At 73.1% G+C, this 17,586-nt stretch carries 14 protein-coding genes; 13 read left to right on the top strand and 1 reads right to left on the bottom strand.

Features of this window, described 5'->3' with window-relative positions:
- On the bottom strand, positions 1 to 750 hold a 750-nt coding region (locus ASE15_RS21620; protein WP_235534561.1), incomplete at its 3' end, for a hypothetical protein.
- A 24-nt stretch (positions 751 to 774) separates the two neighbouring features.
- Here ASE15_RS21620 and ASE15_RS18775 point away from each other — a divergent pair.
- The 13 genes from ASE15_RS18775 to ASE15_RS18715 all read left to right on the top strand — a co-directional run bounded on the left by ASE15_RS18775 (position 775) and on the right by ASE15_RS18715 (position 17,483).
- On the top strand, positions 775 to 1,599 hold the full coding sequence (locus ASE15_RS18775) for a hypothetical protein (protein WP_056647251.1): 825 nt from the start codon (positions 775 to 777) through the stop codon (positions 1,597 to 1,599).
- Positions 1,596 to 2,612, top strand: a complete 1,017-nt coding sequence (locus ASE15_RS18770) for an HAD-IIA family hydrolase (RefSeq protein ID WP_056765002.1) — start codon at positions 1,596 to 1,598, stop codon at positions 2,610 to 2,612. Before ASE15_RS18775 ends, ASE15_RS18770 begins: the two co-directional genes overlap by 4 nt.
- A 113-nt stretch (positions 2,613 to 2,725) precedes the next feature.
- Positions 2,726 to 2,956 (top strand): hypothetical protein, encoded by a 231-nt coding sequence (locus ASE15_RS18765; RefSeq protein WP_056647244.1) that lies wholly within the window; start codon positions 2,726 to 2,728, stop codon positions 2,954 to 2,956.
- A 2-nt stretch (positions 2,957 to 2,958) separates the two neighbouring features.
- Positions 2,959 to 4,026 carry a TlyA family RNA methyltransferase gene (locus ASE15_RS18760; RefSeq protein ID WP_082618595.1) on the top strand — a complete coding sequence of 356 codons (1,068 nt, stop codon included), beginning with the start codon at positions 2,959 to 2,961 and terminating at the stop codon, positions 4,024 to 4,026.
- Positions 4,023 to 5,024, top strand: coding sequence for an NAD kinase (locus ASE15_RS18755; RefSeq protein ID WP_056647241.1), 1,002 nt, complete (start codon positions 4,023 to 4,025; stop codon positions 5,022 to 5,024). Before ASE15_RS18760 ends, ASE15_RS18755 begins: the two co-directional genes overlap by 4 nt.
- Before the next feature lie 2 nt (positions 5,025 to 5,026).
- Positions 5,027 to 6,775 carry a DNA repair protein RecN gene (gene recN / locus ASE15_RS18750; RefSeq protein ID WP_056765054.1) on the top strand — a complete coding sequence of 583 codons (1,749 nt, stop codon included), beginning with the start codon at positions 5,027 to 5,029 and terminating at the stop codon, positions 6,773 to 6,775.
- A 5-nt stretch (positions 6,776 to 6,780) separates the two neighbouring features.
- Positions 6,781 to 7,965, top strand: coding sequence for a putative cytokinetic ring protein SteA (gene steA / locus ASE15_RS18745; protein ID WP_056647238.1), 1,185 nt, complete (start codon positions 6,781 to 6,783; stop codon positions 7,963 to 7,965).
- An 85-nt stretch (positions 7,966 to 8,050) separates the two neighbouring features.
- Entirely contained in the window at positions 8,051 to 9,124 is a 1,074-nt protein-coding gene (locus ASE15_RS18740) for a copper transporter (RefSeq protein WP_056647235.1), read from the top strand.
- 3 nt (positions 9,125 to 9,127) lie between these two features.
- Positions 9,128 to 10,051, top strand: coding sequence for a hypothetical protein (locus ASE15_RS18735; RefSeq protein WP_056647232.1), 924 nt, complete (start codon positions 9,128 to 9,130; stop codon positions 10,049 to 10,051).
- A complete protein-coding gene (gene murJ, locus ASE15_RS18730; RefSeq protein ID WP_235534560.1) occupies positions 10,048 to 11,733 on the top strand; it encodes a murein biosynthesis integral membrane protein MurJ in 1,686 nt (561 codons plus the stop codon). Before ASE15_RS18735 ends, murJ begins: the two co-directional genes overlap by 4 nt.
- A gap of 207 nt (positions 11,734 to 11,940) precedes the next feature.
- Positions 11,941 to 13,617: a CTP synthase gene (locus tag ASE15_RS18725; protein WP_056647229.1), complete on the top strand. Its 1,677-nt coding sequence runs from the start codon at positions 11,941 to 11,943 to the stop codon at positions 13,615 to 13,617.
- Position 13,618: 1 nt separating this feature from the next.
- On the top strand, positions 13,619 to 14,263 hold the full coding sequence (locus ASE15_RS18720; protein ID WP_056647226.1) for an NUDIX hydrolase: 645 nt from the start codon (positions 13,619 to 13,621) through the stop codon (positions 14,261 to 14,263).
- Positions 14,264 to 14,513: 250 nt separating this feature from the next.
- Positions 14,514 to 17,483 (top strand): glycoside hydrolase family 48 protein, encoded by a 2,970-nt coding sequence (locus tag ASE15_RS18715; RefSeq protein WP_056647223.1) that lies wholly within the window; start codon positions 14,514 to 14,516, stop codon positions 17,481 to 17,483.
- Positions 17,484 to 17,586 lie beyond the last annotated feature (103 nt).

Genomic DNA, 17,586 nt, shown 5'->3' with positions numbered 1-17,586 from the left:
TACGGCGACCGCCCCCAGTCCGGTGGCGGCTCCTACGGCGGTGGTGAGCGTCGCTCCTATGGCGACCGTCCGCAGTCCTCGGGCTCGGGTGAGCGCCGCTCCTACGGTGACCGTCCGCAGTCCGGTGGCGGCTCCTACGGTGGTGGTGAGCGCCGCTCCTACGGTGACCGTCCCCAGTCGGGCGGCGGCTCCTACGGTGGTGGTGAGCGTAAGAGCTATGGTGACCGTCCGCAGTCTTCGGGCTCGGGCGAGCGCCGCTCTTACGGTGACCGTCCCCAGTCTTCGGGCTCGGGCGAGCGCCGTTCCTATGGCGACCGTCCCCAGTCGGGCGGCGGCTCCTACGGTGGTGGTGAGCGCCGCTCCTATGGCGACCGTCCSCAGTCTTCCGGCTCGGGTGAGCGTCGCTCCTATGGTGACCGTCCCCAGTCCGGCGGCGGCTCCTACGGTGGTGGCGAGCGCAAGAGCTAYGGYGACCGTCCCCAGTCCGGTGGTGGCGAGCGCAAGAGCTATGGCGACCGTCCGCAGTCTTCCGGCTCGGGYGAGCGYCGCTCCTATGGYGACCGTCCCCAGTCCGGCTCGGGTGAGCGTCGCTCCTACGGTGACCGTCCCCAGTCCGGTGGTGGCGAGCGTAAGAGTTACGGTGACCGCCCCCAGTCCGGCGGTGGCGAGCGCAAGAGCTACGGTGACCGCCTCCAGCGTTCGGCCGACCAGGGTGAGCGTCAGTCGCGTCCTCCCCAGGACCAGCGTCATGCCGGCCCGGAGATCGACGAGGCGGTGCAGTTCTCGGACCTCGACCGTGACGTGCGCGGGCGTCTGCGCACCCTGAGCAAGGAGAACGCGACGGTCGTCGGACGCCACCTGGTCATGGCCGGCAAGCTGATCGACACGGACCCCGAGCTTGCCTACGAGCACGCTCAGGCCGCCGTCCGTCGTGCCGGCCGCGTCGACGTGGTGCGTGAGGCTGCGGGCCTGACGGCCTACCAGACGGGCCGTTACGCCGAGGCCCTGCGTGAGCTGCGTACCGTGCGCCGGCTCAACGGGTCCTCAGAGCACCTCCCTATCATGGCCGACTGCGAGCGAGGCCTCGAGCGCCCCGAGCGCGCCCTCGCCCTTGCCGCCTCCGAGGAGGCGAGCACGCTCGACGCGCACGGTCGTACCGAGCTCGCGCTCGTCGTGAGCGGTGCTCGTGCCGACCTCGGTGAGTTCGAGGCCGCTCTGGCGGTCCTCGACCAGATCCCCGCTGCCGAGGCGCAGGGCGACCTCGCACTGCGAGTCCTCCAGGCCCGCGCCAGCGTCCTCGAGGCTGCAGGTCGTCTCGAGGAGGCCGCCGCGATCCTCGCGGACGTCGACCCGCGCGCACTGGCTGCCGCGCTCGGCACGTCGCTCGACGACGAGGTGGTCGTGTACGACCTGACCGAGGATGCGGTCGAGATCGACGAGGACGAGACCGACGAAGCCTCCGACGCGGACACCGACACGTCCGACGAGGAAGAGACCGACACGTCGTCGGCCTCCGACGGCCCCGAGACCGAGGCCGCGCCCACGGACGAGACGGACGCTGCGGCGTCGGGCACGGAGAACGACGAGGAGACCAAGTGAGCCTGGGGCTGATCGCGAGCGACATCCCGCTCGCAGAACGCTACGACCTGGCCCTCGTCGACCTCGACGGCGTCGCCTACCGCGGCCACGAGCCCATCCCGAATGCCGCCACCGGCCTCGGGGGGGCCCGTGCCGCGGGCATGCGTCTCGTCTTCGTGACGAACAACGCCTCGCGCGAGCCGCAGTCGGTCGCCTCCCAGCTCACCGAGCTGGACATCCCCACGTCCTCGGACGAGGTCATGACGGCCGCTCAGGCCGCCGCCGCGCTCCTGCGGACCCGGCTCGAGCCGGGGGCTCGGGTCCTGGTCGTCGGCGGGGCGGGCCTCTTCACGGCCGTCCACGACGCGGGCTTCGTGATCGTCGAGAGCGCGGACGAGGAGCCCGTCGCGGTCGCGCAGGGCTTCGCGCCCGAGCTCGGCTGGGCACAGCTCGCCGAGGCCGCGTACGCGATCCAGCGGGGCGCATGGCACGTCGCGAGCAACCTCGACCTGTCGCTGCCCACTGCTCGTGGTTTCGCGCCCGGCAACGGCTCGCTCGTGCGGGCCGTCCAGGCAGCCACGGGGGTCGAGCCGTCGAGCGCGGGCAAGCCCTCGCCGACCATGTACCACCTCGCGGTCGAGCGGGCGGGGGCGTCGTCCCCCCTCGTCGTCGGTGACCGTCTCGACACCGACCTCGCCGGTGCGCGCTCGGGCGGGTACCCGGGCCTGCACGTCCTGACCGGTGTCAACGGGGGCCGCGACGCGGTCCTCGCCGAACCCGGCCTGCGCCCGCACTACATCGGCGCCGACCTCCTGAGCCTCCTGGAGCCCCACGAGGCACCGGTCCAGGCCGCCGAGGGCTGGTGGACGGTCGGCTCGTCCGCCGCGCGTGTGACCGACGGCGCGCTCGAGCTGACGGGTCCCCAGGGCGTCGACCTGATCCGTGCCGCGTGCGGCGCAGCCTGGGCGACGGTCGACGCAGGCGGCACGGTGGATGCGGACACCGTCCCCGAGCTCGCTGTCGGTAACCCCTGAGATCCTGTCCTGACCGGTAGCGTTGCACCGGTGCGGTGACGTGCGGCTTCCCGCCGCGCTCCACCCCACCGGTGCGACGCACCCGACCTTGGACACGGACTGGAGGAACACGCATGGCGCAGGACACCGTCGACGACGGCGCTCCCACCCCGACCCCCGTCCCCACCCCCGGAGACGTGCGGACCGGTGCGACGCCGTCGGGCGACGAGACCACCCACGACGCGGTCACCGCGGCCCTCGGCCGGCTCGACGAGCTGACCGACGCGCCCCTCGAGCACCACGTCACCGTCTTCGACGCGATCCACGAGGCACTGCAGGACCGTCTCGCGGACGCGGAGGACTGAGCGTGAGCGCACGCGTGGACGCCGAGCTCGTCCGCCGCGGGCTCGCCCGCTCGCGCGGGCGTGCCGCCGAGCTGATCGACGCCGGACGCGTCAGTCTCGACGGACGCGTCGTGGCCAAACCCTCCCTGCCCGTCCGGCCCGACCAGGAGATCCTGGTCGACCCCGACCCCGCCGACCAGGGGTACGCGTCCCGTGCCGCGTTCAAGCTGGCCGGCGCGCTCGACGCCGTCCGGGCACGCACACCCGATCTGGCTCCCCGTATCGAGGGGGCCTACGGGCTCGACCTCGGGGCCTCGACCGGCGGGTTCACCGACGTCCTGCTGCGCCGGGGGGCGCGCGGGGTCGTGGCCGTCGACGTCGGGCACGACCAGCTCGTCCCCTCGCTGCGGGACGACCCGCGCGTCTCGGTCCGCGAGGGCTTCAACGTGCGCGACCTGACCCCGGACGACGTCGACGTGACGCCCGACGTCGTCGTCGCGGACCTGTCCTTCATCTCGTTGCGACTCGTGCTGCCTCCCGTGGCCGCGGTCGTCGGCCCCGGCACCGACCTGCTCCTCATGGTCAAGCCGCAGTTCGAGGTCGGCCGCGAACGGCTGGGCACCGGGGGAGTGGTCCGCGACCCGGCGCTGCACGCGCGTGCCGTGCTCGACGTGGCGCTCGACGCCGAGGGTCTGGGCCTGCGCCCGCTCGGCGTGATCCCGAGCCCGCTGCCGGGCCCCAGCGGCAACCGGGAGTTCTTCCTGTGGCTGCGCCCCGACCCGCGCGTCGGCGACGTGGCAGGTGGTGCCCACCAGGACGCCCACCGTGCCGCGCTCGAGAACGCGGTCGAACAGGCAGTCCGCTCGCCGCTCGGCGAGCGGCCTCTCGTCGCGCTGATCGGTGAACCCGCCGAACCTGACGGCGTCCGGCCCGCCGACCTGACAGACTCGCACACGGCGCCCGGCGACCAGTCGTCGCCACGCGACCACGCCGGACCACGCGACCAGTCGTCGCCCCGCGACCGCGCGACCGACCACGTGGACCGTGCCGCCGGCACGGACCAGCACCGATCGACCGGAGGAGCCCTGTGACCAGGAGAGTGCTGATCGTCACGCACGGTGGACGACCCGAGGCGGTCGTCGCGCTGCACGAGGCGGTCAAGGAGCTCCAGGACGCGGGCTTCGAGGTCGGGCTGCACGACGACGACCTCGCCGAGACGTTCGGCGACCACATGGCCCAGCTCCGCACGCGCGAGGGCGTCGCCGAGTCCGAGGTCGTCATGGTCCTGGGCGGTGACGGCACCATCCTGCGCGCGGCCGAGCTCACGCACGGCACCGGCGTCCCGCTGCTCGGCGTGAACCTGGGGCACGTCGGCTTCCTTGCGGAGGCAGAGCGCGAAGGGCTGCACGCCGCGGTCCAGCGCCTGGCCGCGCACGACTACGTGGTCGAGGAACGAGGCGTCCTCGAGGTCCGTGTCACGCTGCCCGGCGAGGACGAGCCGCGCGTCGGCTGGGCCCTCAACGAGGCCACGGTCGAGAAGGCGTCCCGCGAGCGCATGATCGAGGTCGCGATCGGCGTCGACGGCCGCCCGTTGTCCTCGTTCGGCTGCGACGGCGTCGTCATGTCCACCGCGACCGGGTCCACGGCGCACGCCTTCTCGGCCGGAGGGCCCATCGTGTGGCCCGACGTCGACGCCATGCTCCTCGTCCCGCTCGCCGCGCACGCACTGTTCGCCCGGCCCCTCGTGGTGGGGCCCTCGTCGACGTTCGCGCTCGAGCTGCTGCAGCGCTCCGCAGGCCCGGGCGTCCTCACGTGCGACGGGCGCCGTCGCATCGACCTGCCCGCGGGCTCGCGTGTCGAGGTCCGGCGCGGTGACTCGCCGATCCGGCTCGCCCGCCTGAGCACCGCGCCGTTCACCGACCGGCTGGTCTCCAAGTTCTCCCTGCCGGTCGTGGGGTGGCGCGGTCGGGTGGCCGAGGACGCCGCCGAGGCCGCCCGCGTCGCACGCCAGGCCGCGACCGCGGCCGTCGACGCGGCCAAGCGGCCCGACGGCGGGCACCCGACCGCACCCGACCCGAAGGGGGAGTGACCGTGCTCGAGGAGATCTCGATCGAGAACCTGGGCGTGATCCGTTCCGCCCGCGTCCCCCTGCACCCGGGACTGACCGTCATCACGGGCGAGACGGGCGCGGGCAAGACCATGGTCCTGACCGGCCTCGGCCTTCTCATGGGCGGCAAGGCGGACCCGTCCACCGTCCGCCCCGGCGCGACCGGTGCCGTGGTCGAGGGGCGCCTGCGCGTGAGCGGGCGCGACGCCGTCGGGCAGCGGATCGACGAGGCAGGCGGCAGCGTCGACGACGACGGGACCGTCGTGGTCCTGCGCACCGTCGCGGCCGAGGGCCGCTCGCGCGCGCACCTGGGCGGACGCAGCGTGCCCCAGGGCGTGCTCGCAGAGATCGCCGACGACCTCGTGACCGTCCACGGGCAGGCCGACCAGCTCCGGCTGCGGACCCCCAGCCACCAGCGCGCAGCCCTCGACGCGTTCGCCGGCCGCGCCCACGCGGTGCTCCTCGAGGAGTACCGCGCCGCGTGGACCGAGCGCAGCGGGCTCCTCGAGGAGATCGCCGACCTGACCACGCGCGCCCAGGAGCGCGCGCGCGAGGCCGAGCTGCTGCGCATCGGGCTCACCGAGATCGAGCGCGTGGACCCCCAGCCGGGCGAGGACAGCGAGCTCACGTCGCTCGTCGCGCGCCTCGGCAACGCCGAGGAGCTGCGCCTCGGGGCGCAGGCCGCGCACGACGCGATCGTCGGCGACGACGCGCTCGACGGGGGCGACGTCCCCGGTGACGCGACCTCCGCCGTCGAGCGGGCGCGTCGCGCGCTCGAGACCGCGAGCCACCTCGACCCGAGCCTCACCGGTCTCGTCGAACGGATCGCCGGGGTCGGGTACGCCCTCGCGGACATCGCGACCGAGGTCTCGGGCTACGTCGAGGACCTCCAGGCAGACCCCGGGGGCCTCGAGCAGGCGCACACGCGCCTGGCCGCGCTGAGCGCCCTGACCCGTACCTACGGCGAGACGATCGACGACGTCCTGACCTGGGCCAGCGATGCCGGGCTGCGTCTGCTGGACCTCGACGACGGCGGAGAGCGCCTGCGCTCGATGACCGAGCGCGCCGACGAGCTCACGGCGCTGCTGTCCGCGCTGGGCGCGCGCATCACCGCGTCACGCACCGAGTCCGGCGAGCGGCTCGCGCACGCCGTGACCGAGGAGCTCGCGGGCCTGGCCATGGGCGGCTCGCGGCTCGAGGTCGACGTGACGCCCGCCGACGAGCCGGGCCCGTGGGGCGCCGACGTCGTGACCCTCTCGCTCGTCCCGCACCCGGGTTCGCCGCCGCGCCCGCTCGGCAAGGGGGCCTCGGGCGGTGAGCTCTCGCGCGTCATGCTCGCGATCGAGGTCGCGCTGGCCACGTCGGGCGCCGACGCCGGGACCGACGCCGCCGCACCGCTGCCCACGTTCGTGTTCGACGAGGTCGACGCGGGCGTCGGCGGTCGCGCTGCGGTCGAGGTCGGTCGACGGCTCGCGTCGCTCGCGCGGTCGGCGCAGGTGATCGTCGTGACGCACCTCGCGCAGGTGGCCGCGTTCGCCGACTCCCAGCTCGTCGTGACCAAGTCGCACGGCGGCGCGGACGGAGCCGATCCCGTCACAGTCACGGGCGTGCACGAGGTCACGGGCGAGGAGCGCGTCCGCGAGCTGGCGCGCATGCTCTCCGGCCAGGACGAGTCGGACGCGGCCCGTCAGCACGCGCTCGAACTGCTCGAGTCCTCGGTCGTGGGACGATAGCCGCGATGAGAATCAGTCTGCGCAGATCCACGTCCGACGTGACGGAGCCGGGAACCAGCGGCCCCGCACGAGTCGATGCCCGCACCAAGGCGCTCACCAAGCGGCTCAAGCCCGGTGACGTCGCCGTGATCGACCACCTCGACATCGACCGCGTCGCGGCGGACGCCCTGGTCACCGCCAAGCCTCTCGCGGTGCTCAACGCTGCGAAGTCCATCTCGGGGCGCTACCCGAACCTGGGCCCGGAGATCCTCGTCGACGCCGGGATCATCCTCATCGACGACCTCGGCAGCGGCATCATGAGCATCTCCGACGGGCGTGAGCTGCGCCTCGAGGACGGCCAGGTGTTCGCGGGCGAGGACCTGCTCGCAGAGGGCGTCCGTCAGACCTCCGAGACCATCGCGGTCAGCCTCGACGAGGCGCGCGCGGGGCTCTCCGAGGAGATCGAGCGCTTCGCCGAGAACACCATGGACTACATGCGTCGCGAGCGCGAGCTCCTGCTCGACGGCGTGGGCGTGCCGGACATCCGCACCGTGATCGAGGGCCGTCAGGTCCTGATCGTCGTGCGCGGCTACCACTACCGCGAGGACCTCGCGACGCTGCGCCCCTACATCAAGGAGTACCGGCCGATCCTGATCGGCGTGGACGGCGGCGCGGACGCGATCATCGACGCGGGCTGGAAGCCCGACATGATCGTGGGCGACATGGACTCCGTCTCGGACCGCGCGCTCGCGTGCGGCGCCGAGATCGTGGTGCACGCCTACCGTGACGGCAAGGCTCCCGGCCTCGAACGCGTCCAGGCGCTCGGCGTCGAGCCCGTGGTCTTCCCGGCGACGGGCACGAGCGAGGACATCGCCATGCTCATGGCCGACGACAAGGGAGCCGAGCTGATCGTCGCGGTCGGCACGCACGCGACCCTCGTCGAGTTCCTCGACAAGGGCCGTTCGGGCATGGCCAGCACGTTCCTCACGCGCCTGCGCGTGGGCGGCAAGCTCGTCGACGCCAAGGGCGTCTCACGCCTTTACCAGCACCGGATCTCCAACCTCCAGCTGACCCTGCTCTCGCTCGCCGGGCTCTTCGCCGTGATCATGGCGATGTGGTCCACGGCCGCAGGGCAGACGGTCTTCGGCATCATCGGTGCCCGCTTCGACGACTTCACCTCGTGGATCGGCGCACTGTTCGGGGGCGCATGAGCCCCGGACCCTACGCTCCCACCACCTCCCTGACGCGCGCCGCCCGCACGTCGCCCCGCACGGACACGAAGGACGCAACAGCACAGTGATCGACTTCAGGTACCACATCGTCTCGTTGATCTCGGTCTTCCTGGCGCTGGCGGTCGGGATCATCCTGGGTGCCGGACCGCTGCAGGGCGCGATCGGCGACCAGCTGACCGGGCAGGTCGAGCAGCTGCGTCTCGAGCGCAACGAGCTGCGCGACCAGCTCGACGCGACGAACCTCAAGGTCGCCGACGACCAGGAGTTCATCGTGGCCTCGGGACCGCAGCTCGTCGCGGGCACGCTCCAGGACCGGCGCGTCGCCGTGGTGGACCTCGGCGACGTCGACGGCGACCGCTTCGAGGCGGTGCAGGAGCAGCTCGAGGGCGCCGGCGCGAGCATCGTCGGGCACGTCCGCCTCAACGGTGCGTGGACCGACAAGAAGCAGGAGGACGCGCGCAAGGCGACGGCCACCGAGATCACCGACCTCGTGACCGGGGTCACGGAGTCCGGGACGGACGAGAAGCTGGCAGCAGGGCTCGCGACGTCCCTCACGGCGAAGCAGCTCGCGGCACCCGAGGAGCGCACCCCCGAGGCGGTCCAGATCGAGCTCAAGCTCGCCCAGGCCGAGCTCATCGAGGTCGTCCAGGAGCAGGACGTCCCTGCGGACGTCGTCCTGCTCCTCGCGCCCCAGGGCAAGGTCGCCCCGGCGACCGACACCACGACCGGGACCGCGACCGAGGAGGCCGACACCTACGCGGTCTCGATCGAGGTCCTGCTCGCGCAGGCGGCCCAGGCGCGCTCGGAGGGCTCGCTCGTCGCGGGCTCGACGCCCGTGCCCGGCGACCTGATCTCCACGATCACGGCCGACGGCGACCTCGCGGCCGTCCTGTCGACCGTGAGCGGCATCGAGGCCCCGGCCGGCCAGATCTCCGTCCCGCTCGCCCTCGCTGCCCGCATCGGGGACAAGGTGGGTCAGTTCGGGTTCGAGGAGGGCGCGACCGCGGTCATCCCGCCGTCCGTCCAGCTTCCCCCGGTCGACCGCACGCCCGCAGGGGCGGCCGACACGTCGCTCGGCACCGAGGGTACGGACGGCACCGACGGCGCCGGCGCCGCCAACGAGACGACCGAGGGCTGATCGATGGGCACCTTCCTCCGCGCCCTCGGCGCAGGCGTCGTGTCGGCCGTCGTGACGGGTGGAGCGCGCAGCGTGCTGGACACGGTCTCGCCGGGCGGGCCTGACCGGTGGACGCGCACCAACCACCGGGGCGAACCCATCAGCCTGCTCGAGGGGCCCGCGGTGGCTGCGGGCCTCGTCGCGGGCGCTCTCGTCGCGGGACCCGACGCCCGCACCCGGACGGCGACCGCGCTCGCGACCGCCGGGGGCGGAGCCTTCGGTCTGGTCGACGACCTCGCGGAGGACCCCTCGACGCGAACCAAGGGCATCAAGGGACACGTCGGCGCCCTCCTGAAGGGCCAGGTGACCACGGGGGGCCTCAAGGTCCTCGGGATCGGGACGACGTCCCTCGCCGCAGCCTTCGTCGGCACGCGCAGGACCGGGTCCACGTTCGGCTACCTGACCGACGTCGCGGTCAACGGCTCGATCGTGGCGCTCAGCGCCAACCTCTTCAACCTCCTCGACCTGCGTCCCGGGCGCGCGCTCAAGGCGGGGGCGGCGCTCGCGCTGCCTCTCGTGGTGACGCCGGTCGGCGCGACGTCGGGCGCCGTGCTCGGTGCGGCCGTGGCCGCCGCCCCCGGCGACCTGAGCGAGCGAGACATGCTCGGAGACGGGGGAGCGAACGCCCTGGGTGCTCTCGTGGGCACCCAGGTGGCCTTCGGGACGCCGCGGGCCGTGCGTCTCCTCGCGCTCGCCGGGGTCCTGGGACTCAACGTCGCGAGCGAGAAGGTCAGCTTCTCGAAGGTCATCGACGGCAACCCGTTGCTGCGCCGGTTCGACCAGTGGGGACGGCGTCCTGCGGCACCTGCCGCTCGCCCGACGCCGTCGGCCCCGTCCGCGGTTTCGTCCGTCGACGAGCCGTCGTCCGGTCAGGACGCACCGGCTTGAGCGAGGACGTGACGCCGGGCCAGGACACCGCGCCCGCGCCACGCCCCGCGCGCACCTCCCGGGTGCGTGCGGGGACGCAGACGCTCGCGGGCGCGGCCCTCATGATCACGGCCGTGACGATCGCGAGCCGGCTCGTGGGCTTCGCCCGCTCGCTCGTCATGGCGTCCGCGGTCGGGACCGAGGGCATCGGTGCGGCCTACACGTCGGCCAACATCCTGCCCAACGTCCTGTTCGAGGTCGCGGCGGGCGGCGCGCTCGCGGGCGCGGTCGTGCCTCTGCTCGCCGGTCCCATCGCGCGAGGCGCACGGGTCGACGTGTCCAGGATCGCGTCGGCGCTGCTGGGATGGACCCTCCTGGTCCTCGTGCCGCTCGGCGCGCTGCTCGCGGCCCTGGCGTACCCCATCGCGCACGTGCTGATGGACAAGCACCCTGACCTGATCGACGTCACGGCGTTGTTCGTGCGCGTGTTCGCCCTGCAGATCCCCCTGTACGGGCTCGCGGTGATCCTCGGCGGGATCCTCCAGGCGCACAAGCGCTTCTTCTGGCAGGCGTTCGCCCCGCTCGTGTCGAGCGTCGTGGTCATCGCGGTGTATCTGGTGTTCGCGGGCATGGCCGACGGGAACCAGGCGGACGTCGCTGCACTGTCCACGGACGCGATCGCCTGGCTGGGCTGGGGGACGACGCTCGGGGTCGCGGCGCTGGCCCTGCCTCTGGTCGTCCCCGTCGCCCGAACCGGGACGCGGCTGCGCCCGACCCTGCGCTTCCCCGGCGGCGAGGGCGTCCGGGCCCGCAACCTGGCGTTCGCCGGGGTGGGGGCGCTCGTCGCGCAGCAGGTGTCGGTGCTCGCGGCCATGTACGCGGCCAACAACTTCGGTCCCGAGGAGACGTTCCCGACGTACTTCTACGCGCAGCAGGTCTACCTGCTGCCGTACGCGGTGCTCGCGTTCCCGCTCGCCACGAGCGCGTTCCCGCGCCTGGCCGAGCACGTCGCCCAGGGGAGCCACGAGCTCTTCAGCAGGTTGCTGGCGTCGACGACGCGAACCATCCTCCTCGTCTCGGGCGTGGGGGTGGCCGCGCTCGTGGCGGCCTCTGCTGCGGTCGAGTCGGTCTTCGCCGTCGTCGCCGGCTCATCGGTCGAGGGCCTGGGCACGGCCACCGCAGCGATGGCGCCGGGCATCGTGGGCTTCGCGCTGATCCTGCACCTGTCGCGGGCGCTCTACGTCCTGGACCGTCAGCGCGCGGCCGTCGCGGCGACCGCGACCGGCTGGGTGGTCGTCGCGCTGCTGGCCGTCGCAGGCCCTGCGACGCTCGGGGAGGGCGACCAGGTGCGGGTGCTCGCGCTCCTCGGCCTCGCGACCGCGGTGGGCATGAGCGTCGCGGGACTCCTGCTCCTGCTCGCGGTGCGCCGCCACGCGGGCCCCGAGGCGGTGCGCGGCGTGCCTCGCACGCTGGCCGTGCTGGTCGTGGGCGTGGCGCTCGGCGGTGCGGCAGGCCGGGGTCTCAGCGCGGCCCTCCTGCCCGACGACGCGCACGTCGCCGTGGCGCTCGCCGTGGGCGTCGGGGTCGCGCTGGTCGCGGCCGTGCTCGTCGTCGGGCTGGCGTTGGTCGCGGACAGGTCGTCGGTCGTCGGGCTGGCGCGTCGCGGCCGGGGGAGCGCGCCGAAGGTCGCGGACCCGAGCTAGTCGTGGGGAGCTCGTCGGTCGGTCGCTGACCGACCTGCCCCTTCGGTCGACCGGAGCGGTGGGCTCCGCCGTCGGGACCGCGTGCCTCCGCGGTCGTCCGGCACACCGCCGGCACCTGGCGCAGACTGGTGGACGAGCGCCCGACTGAGAGTCATCCCACGCTGGATCCGGAGCGCCCCCGACAAGTCGCTGATAGCATGGAGTTCCGTGGCAGATCACCTGAACAGACCCCTCGCCGTCAACGGCGGCCGCTCGGACCACAGCACCCGGCACATCTTCGTGACCGGCGGCGTGGCCTCCTCTCTCGGTAAGGGGCTGACGGCTTCGAGCCTGGGTCGCTTGCTCCGATCCCGTGGCCTGCGCGTCACGATGCAGAAGCTCGACCCCTACCTCAACGTCGATCCCGGCACCATGAACCCGTTCCAGCACGGTGAGGTCTTCGTGACCGAGGACGGCGCCGAGACGGACCTCGACATCGGGCACTACGAGCGCTTCCTCGACGTCGAGCTCCCGGCCTCGTCCAACGTGACGACGGGCCAGGTCTACTCGCAGGTCATCGCCAAGGAGCGTCGTGGCGAGTACCTGGGCGACACGGTGCAGGTCATCCCGCACATCACCGACGAGATCAAGTCGCGCATGCGCGCCCAGGCGGGCGAGGACGTCGACGTGATCATCACGGAGATCGGCGGCACGGTCGGCGACATCGAGTCCCAGCCCTTCCTCGAGGCCGCCCGTCAGGTCCGACACGAGCTGGGCCGCGACGACGTCTTCTTCCTGCACGTCTCGCTGGTGCCGTACATCGGCCCGTCGGGCGAGCTCAAGACCAAGCCCACGCAGCACTCGGTCGCGGCCCTGCGCTCGATCGGTATCCAGCCGGACGCGATCGTCCTGCGCGCGGACCGCGTGGTCCCCGAGCCCGTCAAGCGCAAGATCGCGCTGATGTGCGACGTGGACAACGAGGCCGTGGTCAACGCGATCGACGCCCCGAGCATCTACGACATCCCGCGCGTGCTGCACTCCGAGGGCCTCGACGCGTACGTCGTGCGCCGCCTGGGTCTCGCGTTCCGCGACGTGGACTGGGACGGGTGGTCGCAGCTCCTCGAGCGCGTGCACCAGCCCGAGCACCAGGTCGAGGTCGCGCTCGTCGGCAAGTACATCGACCTGCCGGACGCGTACCTGTCCGTGACCGAGGCGCTGCGTGCGGGTGGCTTCGCCAACGACGCCAAGGTCACCATCCGGTGGGTCCCGTCCGACGAGTGCCAGACGCCCGAGGGGGCCGCGGACGCGCTCGGTGGCGCCGACGCGATCCTGGTCCCGGGCGGGTTCGGCGTGCGCGGCATCGAGGGCAAGCTCGGCGCGCTGCGCTGGGCCCGCGAGAACCGGATCCCGACGCTCGGCATCTGCCTGGGCCTGCAGTCCATGGTCATCGAGTACGCCCGCAACGTGCTCGGCATCGAGGACGCGTCGTCGAGCGAGTTCGACCCGGAGAGCAAGAACCCGGTCATCGCCACGATGGAGGAGCAGCTCGCGATCGTCGACGGTGCTGGCGACCTGGGCGGCACCATGCGCCTGGGCTCGTACGAGGCCGCGCTGACGCCGGGCTCCGTGGTCGCCACGACCTACGGCGCGGAGTCGGTGACCGAGCGTCACCGCCACCGCTACGAGGTCAACAACGCCTACCGCGCGCAGCTCGAGGAGGCCGGCCTGGTCATCTCCGGCACCTCGCCCGACTCCTCGCTCGTCGAGTTCGTCGAGCTTCCCCAGGACGTGCACCCGTACTACGTGAGCACGCAGGCGCACCCCGAGTTCAAGAGCCGTCCGACGCGCGCCCACCCGCTGTTCGCGGGACTGGTCGCGGCGGCGCTCGAGGCTCGGACGGCCTGAGGTGACGGTCCGCCCGCTCGCTGACGTCCCGGTCGCCCGGGACGTCAGCGAGGCGCGCGTCCTGCACGCGGGACGCATCTTCGACCTGCGCTCGGAGCAGGTCGACCTGGGCGAGGGCGGCGTGGTGACGCGCGAGTTCGTCGACCACCCCGGGGCGGTCGCGATCGTCGCTCTCGACGAGGACGAGCGGGTCCTGCTCCTGCACCAGTACCGTCACCCGGTGCGGCGCGAGCTGTGGGAGCCGCCGGCGGGCCTGCTCGACGTGGACGGCGAGGACGCGCAGGTCGCGGCCGCGCGCGAGCTGCTCGAGGAGACCGACCTGCGCGCCGCACGCTGGGACGTCCTCGCGGACTACTACACGACCCCGGGCGGCAGCAACGAGGCCCTGCGGGTCTTCCTCGCGCGGGACCTCTCCGAGGTGCCTGCGGCCGAGCGCCACGCGCGCGAGGCCGAGGAGCTCGGCATGGAGCTGCGCTGGGTCCCGCTCGACGAGGCGGTGTCCGCGGTCCTGGCCGGGGACCTGCACAACCCGTCGGCCGTCGTCGGGGTCCTGGCGGCTGCTGCCGCGCGCGCGACCGGGTGGTCGTCGCTGCGCCCCGCGGACAGCCCGTGGCCCGAGCGGCGCGGGGGAGACCCCCGCGCCTGAGGCGCGCACCGCGGAACAGCACACGAGGGCCCGACGGCGTCACGCGCCGTCGGGCCCTCGTCGCACCTCGGGCCTGCGCCCGTGGACCGAAAGGTTTAGGTGCGTTGACCCCGTGCCCCGCCGGCCGCAGTGTCCAGGTGTGTCGCCCCGCATCACCGACGATGTGGGAGCGCTTCCAGCCCGCGAGGACGACGCCGTCCCGCGGACGAGCGCGGCCCCCGGGCGCGACGTCACCCAGAGAGGTAGTCAGATGTCACGATCCCTCCGGCGGCACAGACGGGCGGCGGCCTCGACGGCCGGCGCCGCGCTGCTGTCGCTCCTCGCCCTCGCCGCGGTCCAGCCCGCGGGCGCGGCCCCCGCAGCCGAGGGGGCGCCCCGCGCGAGCACGACGGTGAGCACCGCGACCGCCGCGCCGCGCGTGGCCGTCAGCTCCGAGTACGCCGAGCGCTTCCTCGAGATGTACGACGAGATCCACGACCCCGCGAACGGCTACTTCAGCCCGCAGGGCATCCCGTACCACTCGGTCGAGACCCTCATCGTCGAGGCCCCCGACCACGGCCACGAGACCACGTCCGAGGCGTACAGCTTCTGGCTCTGGCTCGAGGCGGCCTACGGCCGTGCCACCGCGGACTGGACGAGCTTCAACGACGCCTGGGCGACGATGGAGACGTACATGATCCCGCAGCACGAGGACCAGCCGACCAACTCGTTCTACAACCCCCAGAGCCCCGCGACCTACGCCGCGGAGTACGACCACCCGAGCAAGTACCCGGCCGCCCTGAACAGCGGGGTCCGGTCCGGGGTCGACCCGCTCGCGAACGAGCTCAAGGCGACGTACGGGACCTCGGACGTCTACGGCATGCACTGGCTCGCGGACGTCGACAACACCTACGGGTTCGGCGCGGCGCCCGGAGCGGGCTGTCTCCTGGGGCCCGACAGCGAGGGCACGTCGTACATCAACACGTTCCAGCGCGGGACGCAGGAGTCGGTCTGGGAGACCGTGCCGCAGCCGTCGTGCGAGGACTTCTCGTTCGGCGGGACCAACGGCTTCCTCGACCTGTTCACCGGGGACTCGAGCTACGCGAAGCAGTGGAAGTACACCAACGCGTCCGACGCCGACGCGCGTGCGGTCGAGGCCGCCTACTGGGCACACACCTGGGCGACCGAGCAGGGGCAGCCGGAGGCGGTGGCGGCGACCGTGGCCAAGGCCGCGAAGATGGGCGACTACCTGCGCTACGCGATGTTCGACAAGTACTTCAAGCAGCCGGGCTGCACGTCCCCGAGCTGCCCGGCCGGGACGGGCAAGAACTCTGCGCACTACCTGATGTCCTGGTACTACGCGTGGGGCGGGGCGCTCGACCCGGCCGCCGGGTGGGCATGGCGCATCGGGTCCAGCCACGCGCACTTCGGCTACCAGAACCCGATGGCCGCGTGGGCGCTGTCCACGTCGCCTGCCCTCGAGCCGCAGTCGCCGACCGCCGTCGACGACTGGTCCACGAGCCTCGAGCGTCAGCTCGAGTTCTACCAGTGGCTCCAGTCCGACGAGGGCGGGATCGCGGGCGGGGCGACCAACAGCTGGGGCGGTGCCTACGGCACGCCGCCGGTGGGCACGCCGACCTTCTACGGCATGGCCTACCAGGAGGCGCCCGTCTACAGCGACCCGCCCTCGAACCAGTGGTTCGGCATGCAGGTCTGGTCCATGGAGCGTGTCGCGCAGCTCTACCACGAGTCGGGGGACGCGCAGGCCAAGGCGCTGCTCGACAGGTGGGTCCCGTGGGCGATCGCGAACACGCAGGCGACGGGCGGCGCCGACTGGGCCGTTCCCTCGACCCTGCGCTGGACCGGCGCGCCCGACGCGTGGGACGCCGCGAACCCGGGCGACAACTCCGGCCTGCACGTCGAGGTGATCTCGCACGGCCAGGACGTCGGCGTCGCCGCGGCGCTCGCCGGGACGCTGATCCACTACGCCGCAGCGGCGCACGACGACGAGGCCCAGGCCGTCGCCAAGTCCCTGCTCGACTCGATCTGGGAGCACAACCGCGACGACAAGGGCGTCTCGGCGGTCGAGGTGCGCGAGGACTACAAGCGCTTCGACGACGTGCTGACCACGACGACCGGAGACGGCGTCTACGTCCCGTCCGGGTGGCAGGGCACCATGCCCAACGGCGACGAGATCGAGCCCGGCGTGAGCTTCCTCGACCTGCGCAGCTTCTACCGCGACGACCCGGACTGGCCCAAGGTCCAGGCCTACCTCGACGGGGGAGAGGCGCCCGCGTTCCGGTACCACCGCTTCTGGGCGCAGTCCGCGGTGGCTGTGGCGCTCGCGAGCTACGACCGGTTCTTCGGCGAGCCTGCCGGTGAGGACACCACGGCGCCGACCGTGCCGACGGCGCTCGCCGTCGCGTCGACGACCTCGTCGAGCGCGACCCTCACGTGGACCTCGTCGACCGACGACGTGCGTGTCACGGGGTACGACGTCCTGCGCGACGGTGTCGTGGTCGGGACCGCGACCGGGACGATCTTCACCGACACGGGCCTGTCGCCGGCGACGGCATACGTCTACGCGGTCAAGGCGCGCGACGCGGCGGGCAACCTGTCCGCGCCGTCGAGCCCCGTGACGGCCACGACCCGGCCTCCGACCGCCGACACGACCCCGCCCTCCGCCCCTGCGGGGCTGCGAGCCGGGACCGTGACGACGACGTCCGTGCCGCTCACCTGGGACGCGTCGAGCGACGCGGTCGGCGTCACGGGGTACGACGTCTACCAGGGCACGGTCAAGGTCGCGACGGTCGCGGGCACGAGCCACACCGTCACGGGCCTGCAGCCCGCGACCGGGTACTCGTTCAGCGTCGCGGCGCGCGACGCCGCGGGGAACGTCTCGGCGCGCTCGACGGCCGTCTCGGCGACCACAGCACCCGTGCCGACCGGGGCGTGCACGGCGGCCTACCGTACGACCGGCTCGTGGTCGGGAGGATTCCAGGGCGAGGTCACCGTGTCCGCGGGCAACGCCCCCGTCACGGGGTGGACCGTGCGCTGGGACCTCGCCCCCGCCGCGGTCAGCCAGCTCTGGGGTGCCTCGCACACCGTGTCCGGCTCGGTCGTCACGGCGAGCAACCTGTCGTGGAACGGCAGTCTCGCAGCCGGGGGCTCGACGTCGTTCGGGTTCATCGGCACGGGCACCCCGCCGACGAGCGCGTCGGTCACGTGCGCCGCGCCGTGACCTGACGGTCGGTGGTGGCGCTCGTCCCGTGCGCCGCCCTGCGAGGAAGGACGAGGGCCCGACGGCGCGTACCGCCGTCGGGCCCTCGTCGTGCCCCTGCGCT

The sequence above is a fragment of the Oerskovia sp. Root22 genome (assembly GCF_001429135.1).
GTDB classification, from domain to species: Bacteria; Actinomycetota; Actinomycetes; order Actinomycetales; family Cellulomonadaceae; genus Oerskovia; species Oerskovia enterophila.
The sequence above is the reverse complement of the archived record's forward strand: the minus strand, read 5'-3'. Positions and strand labels throughout refer to the sequence as shown.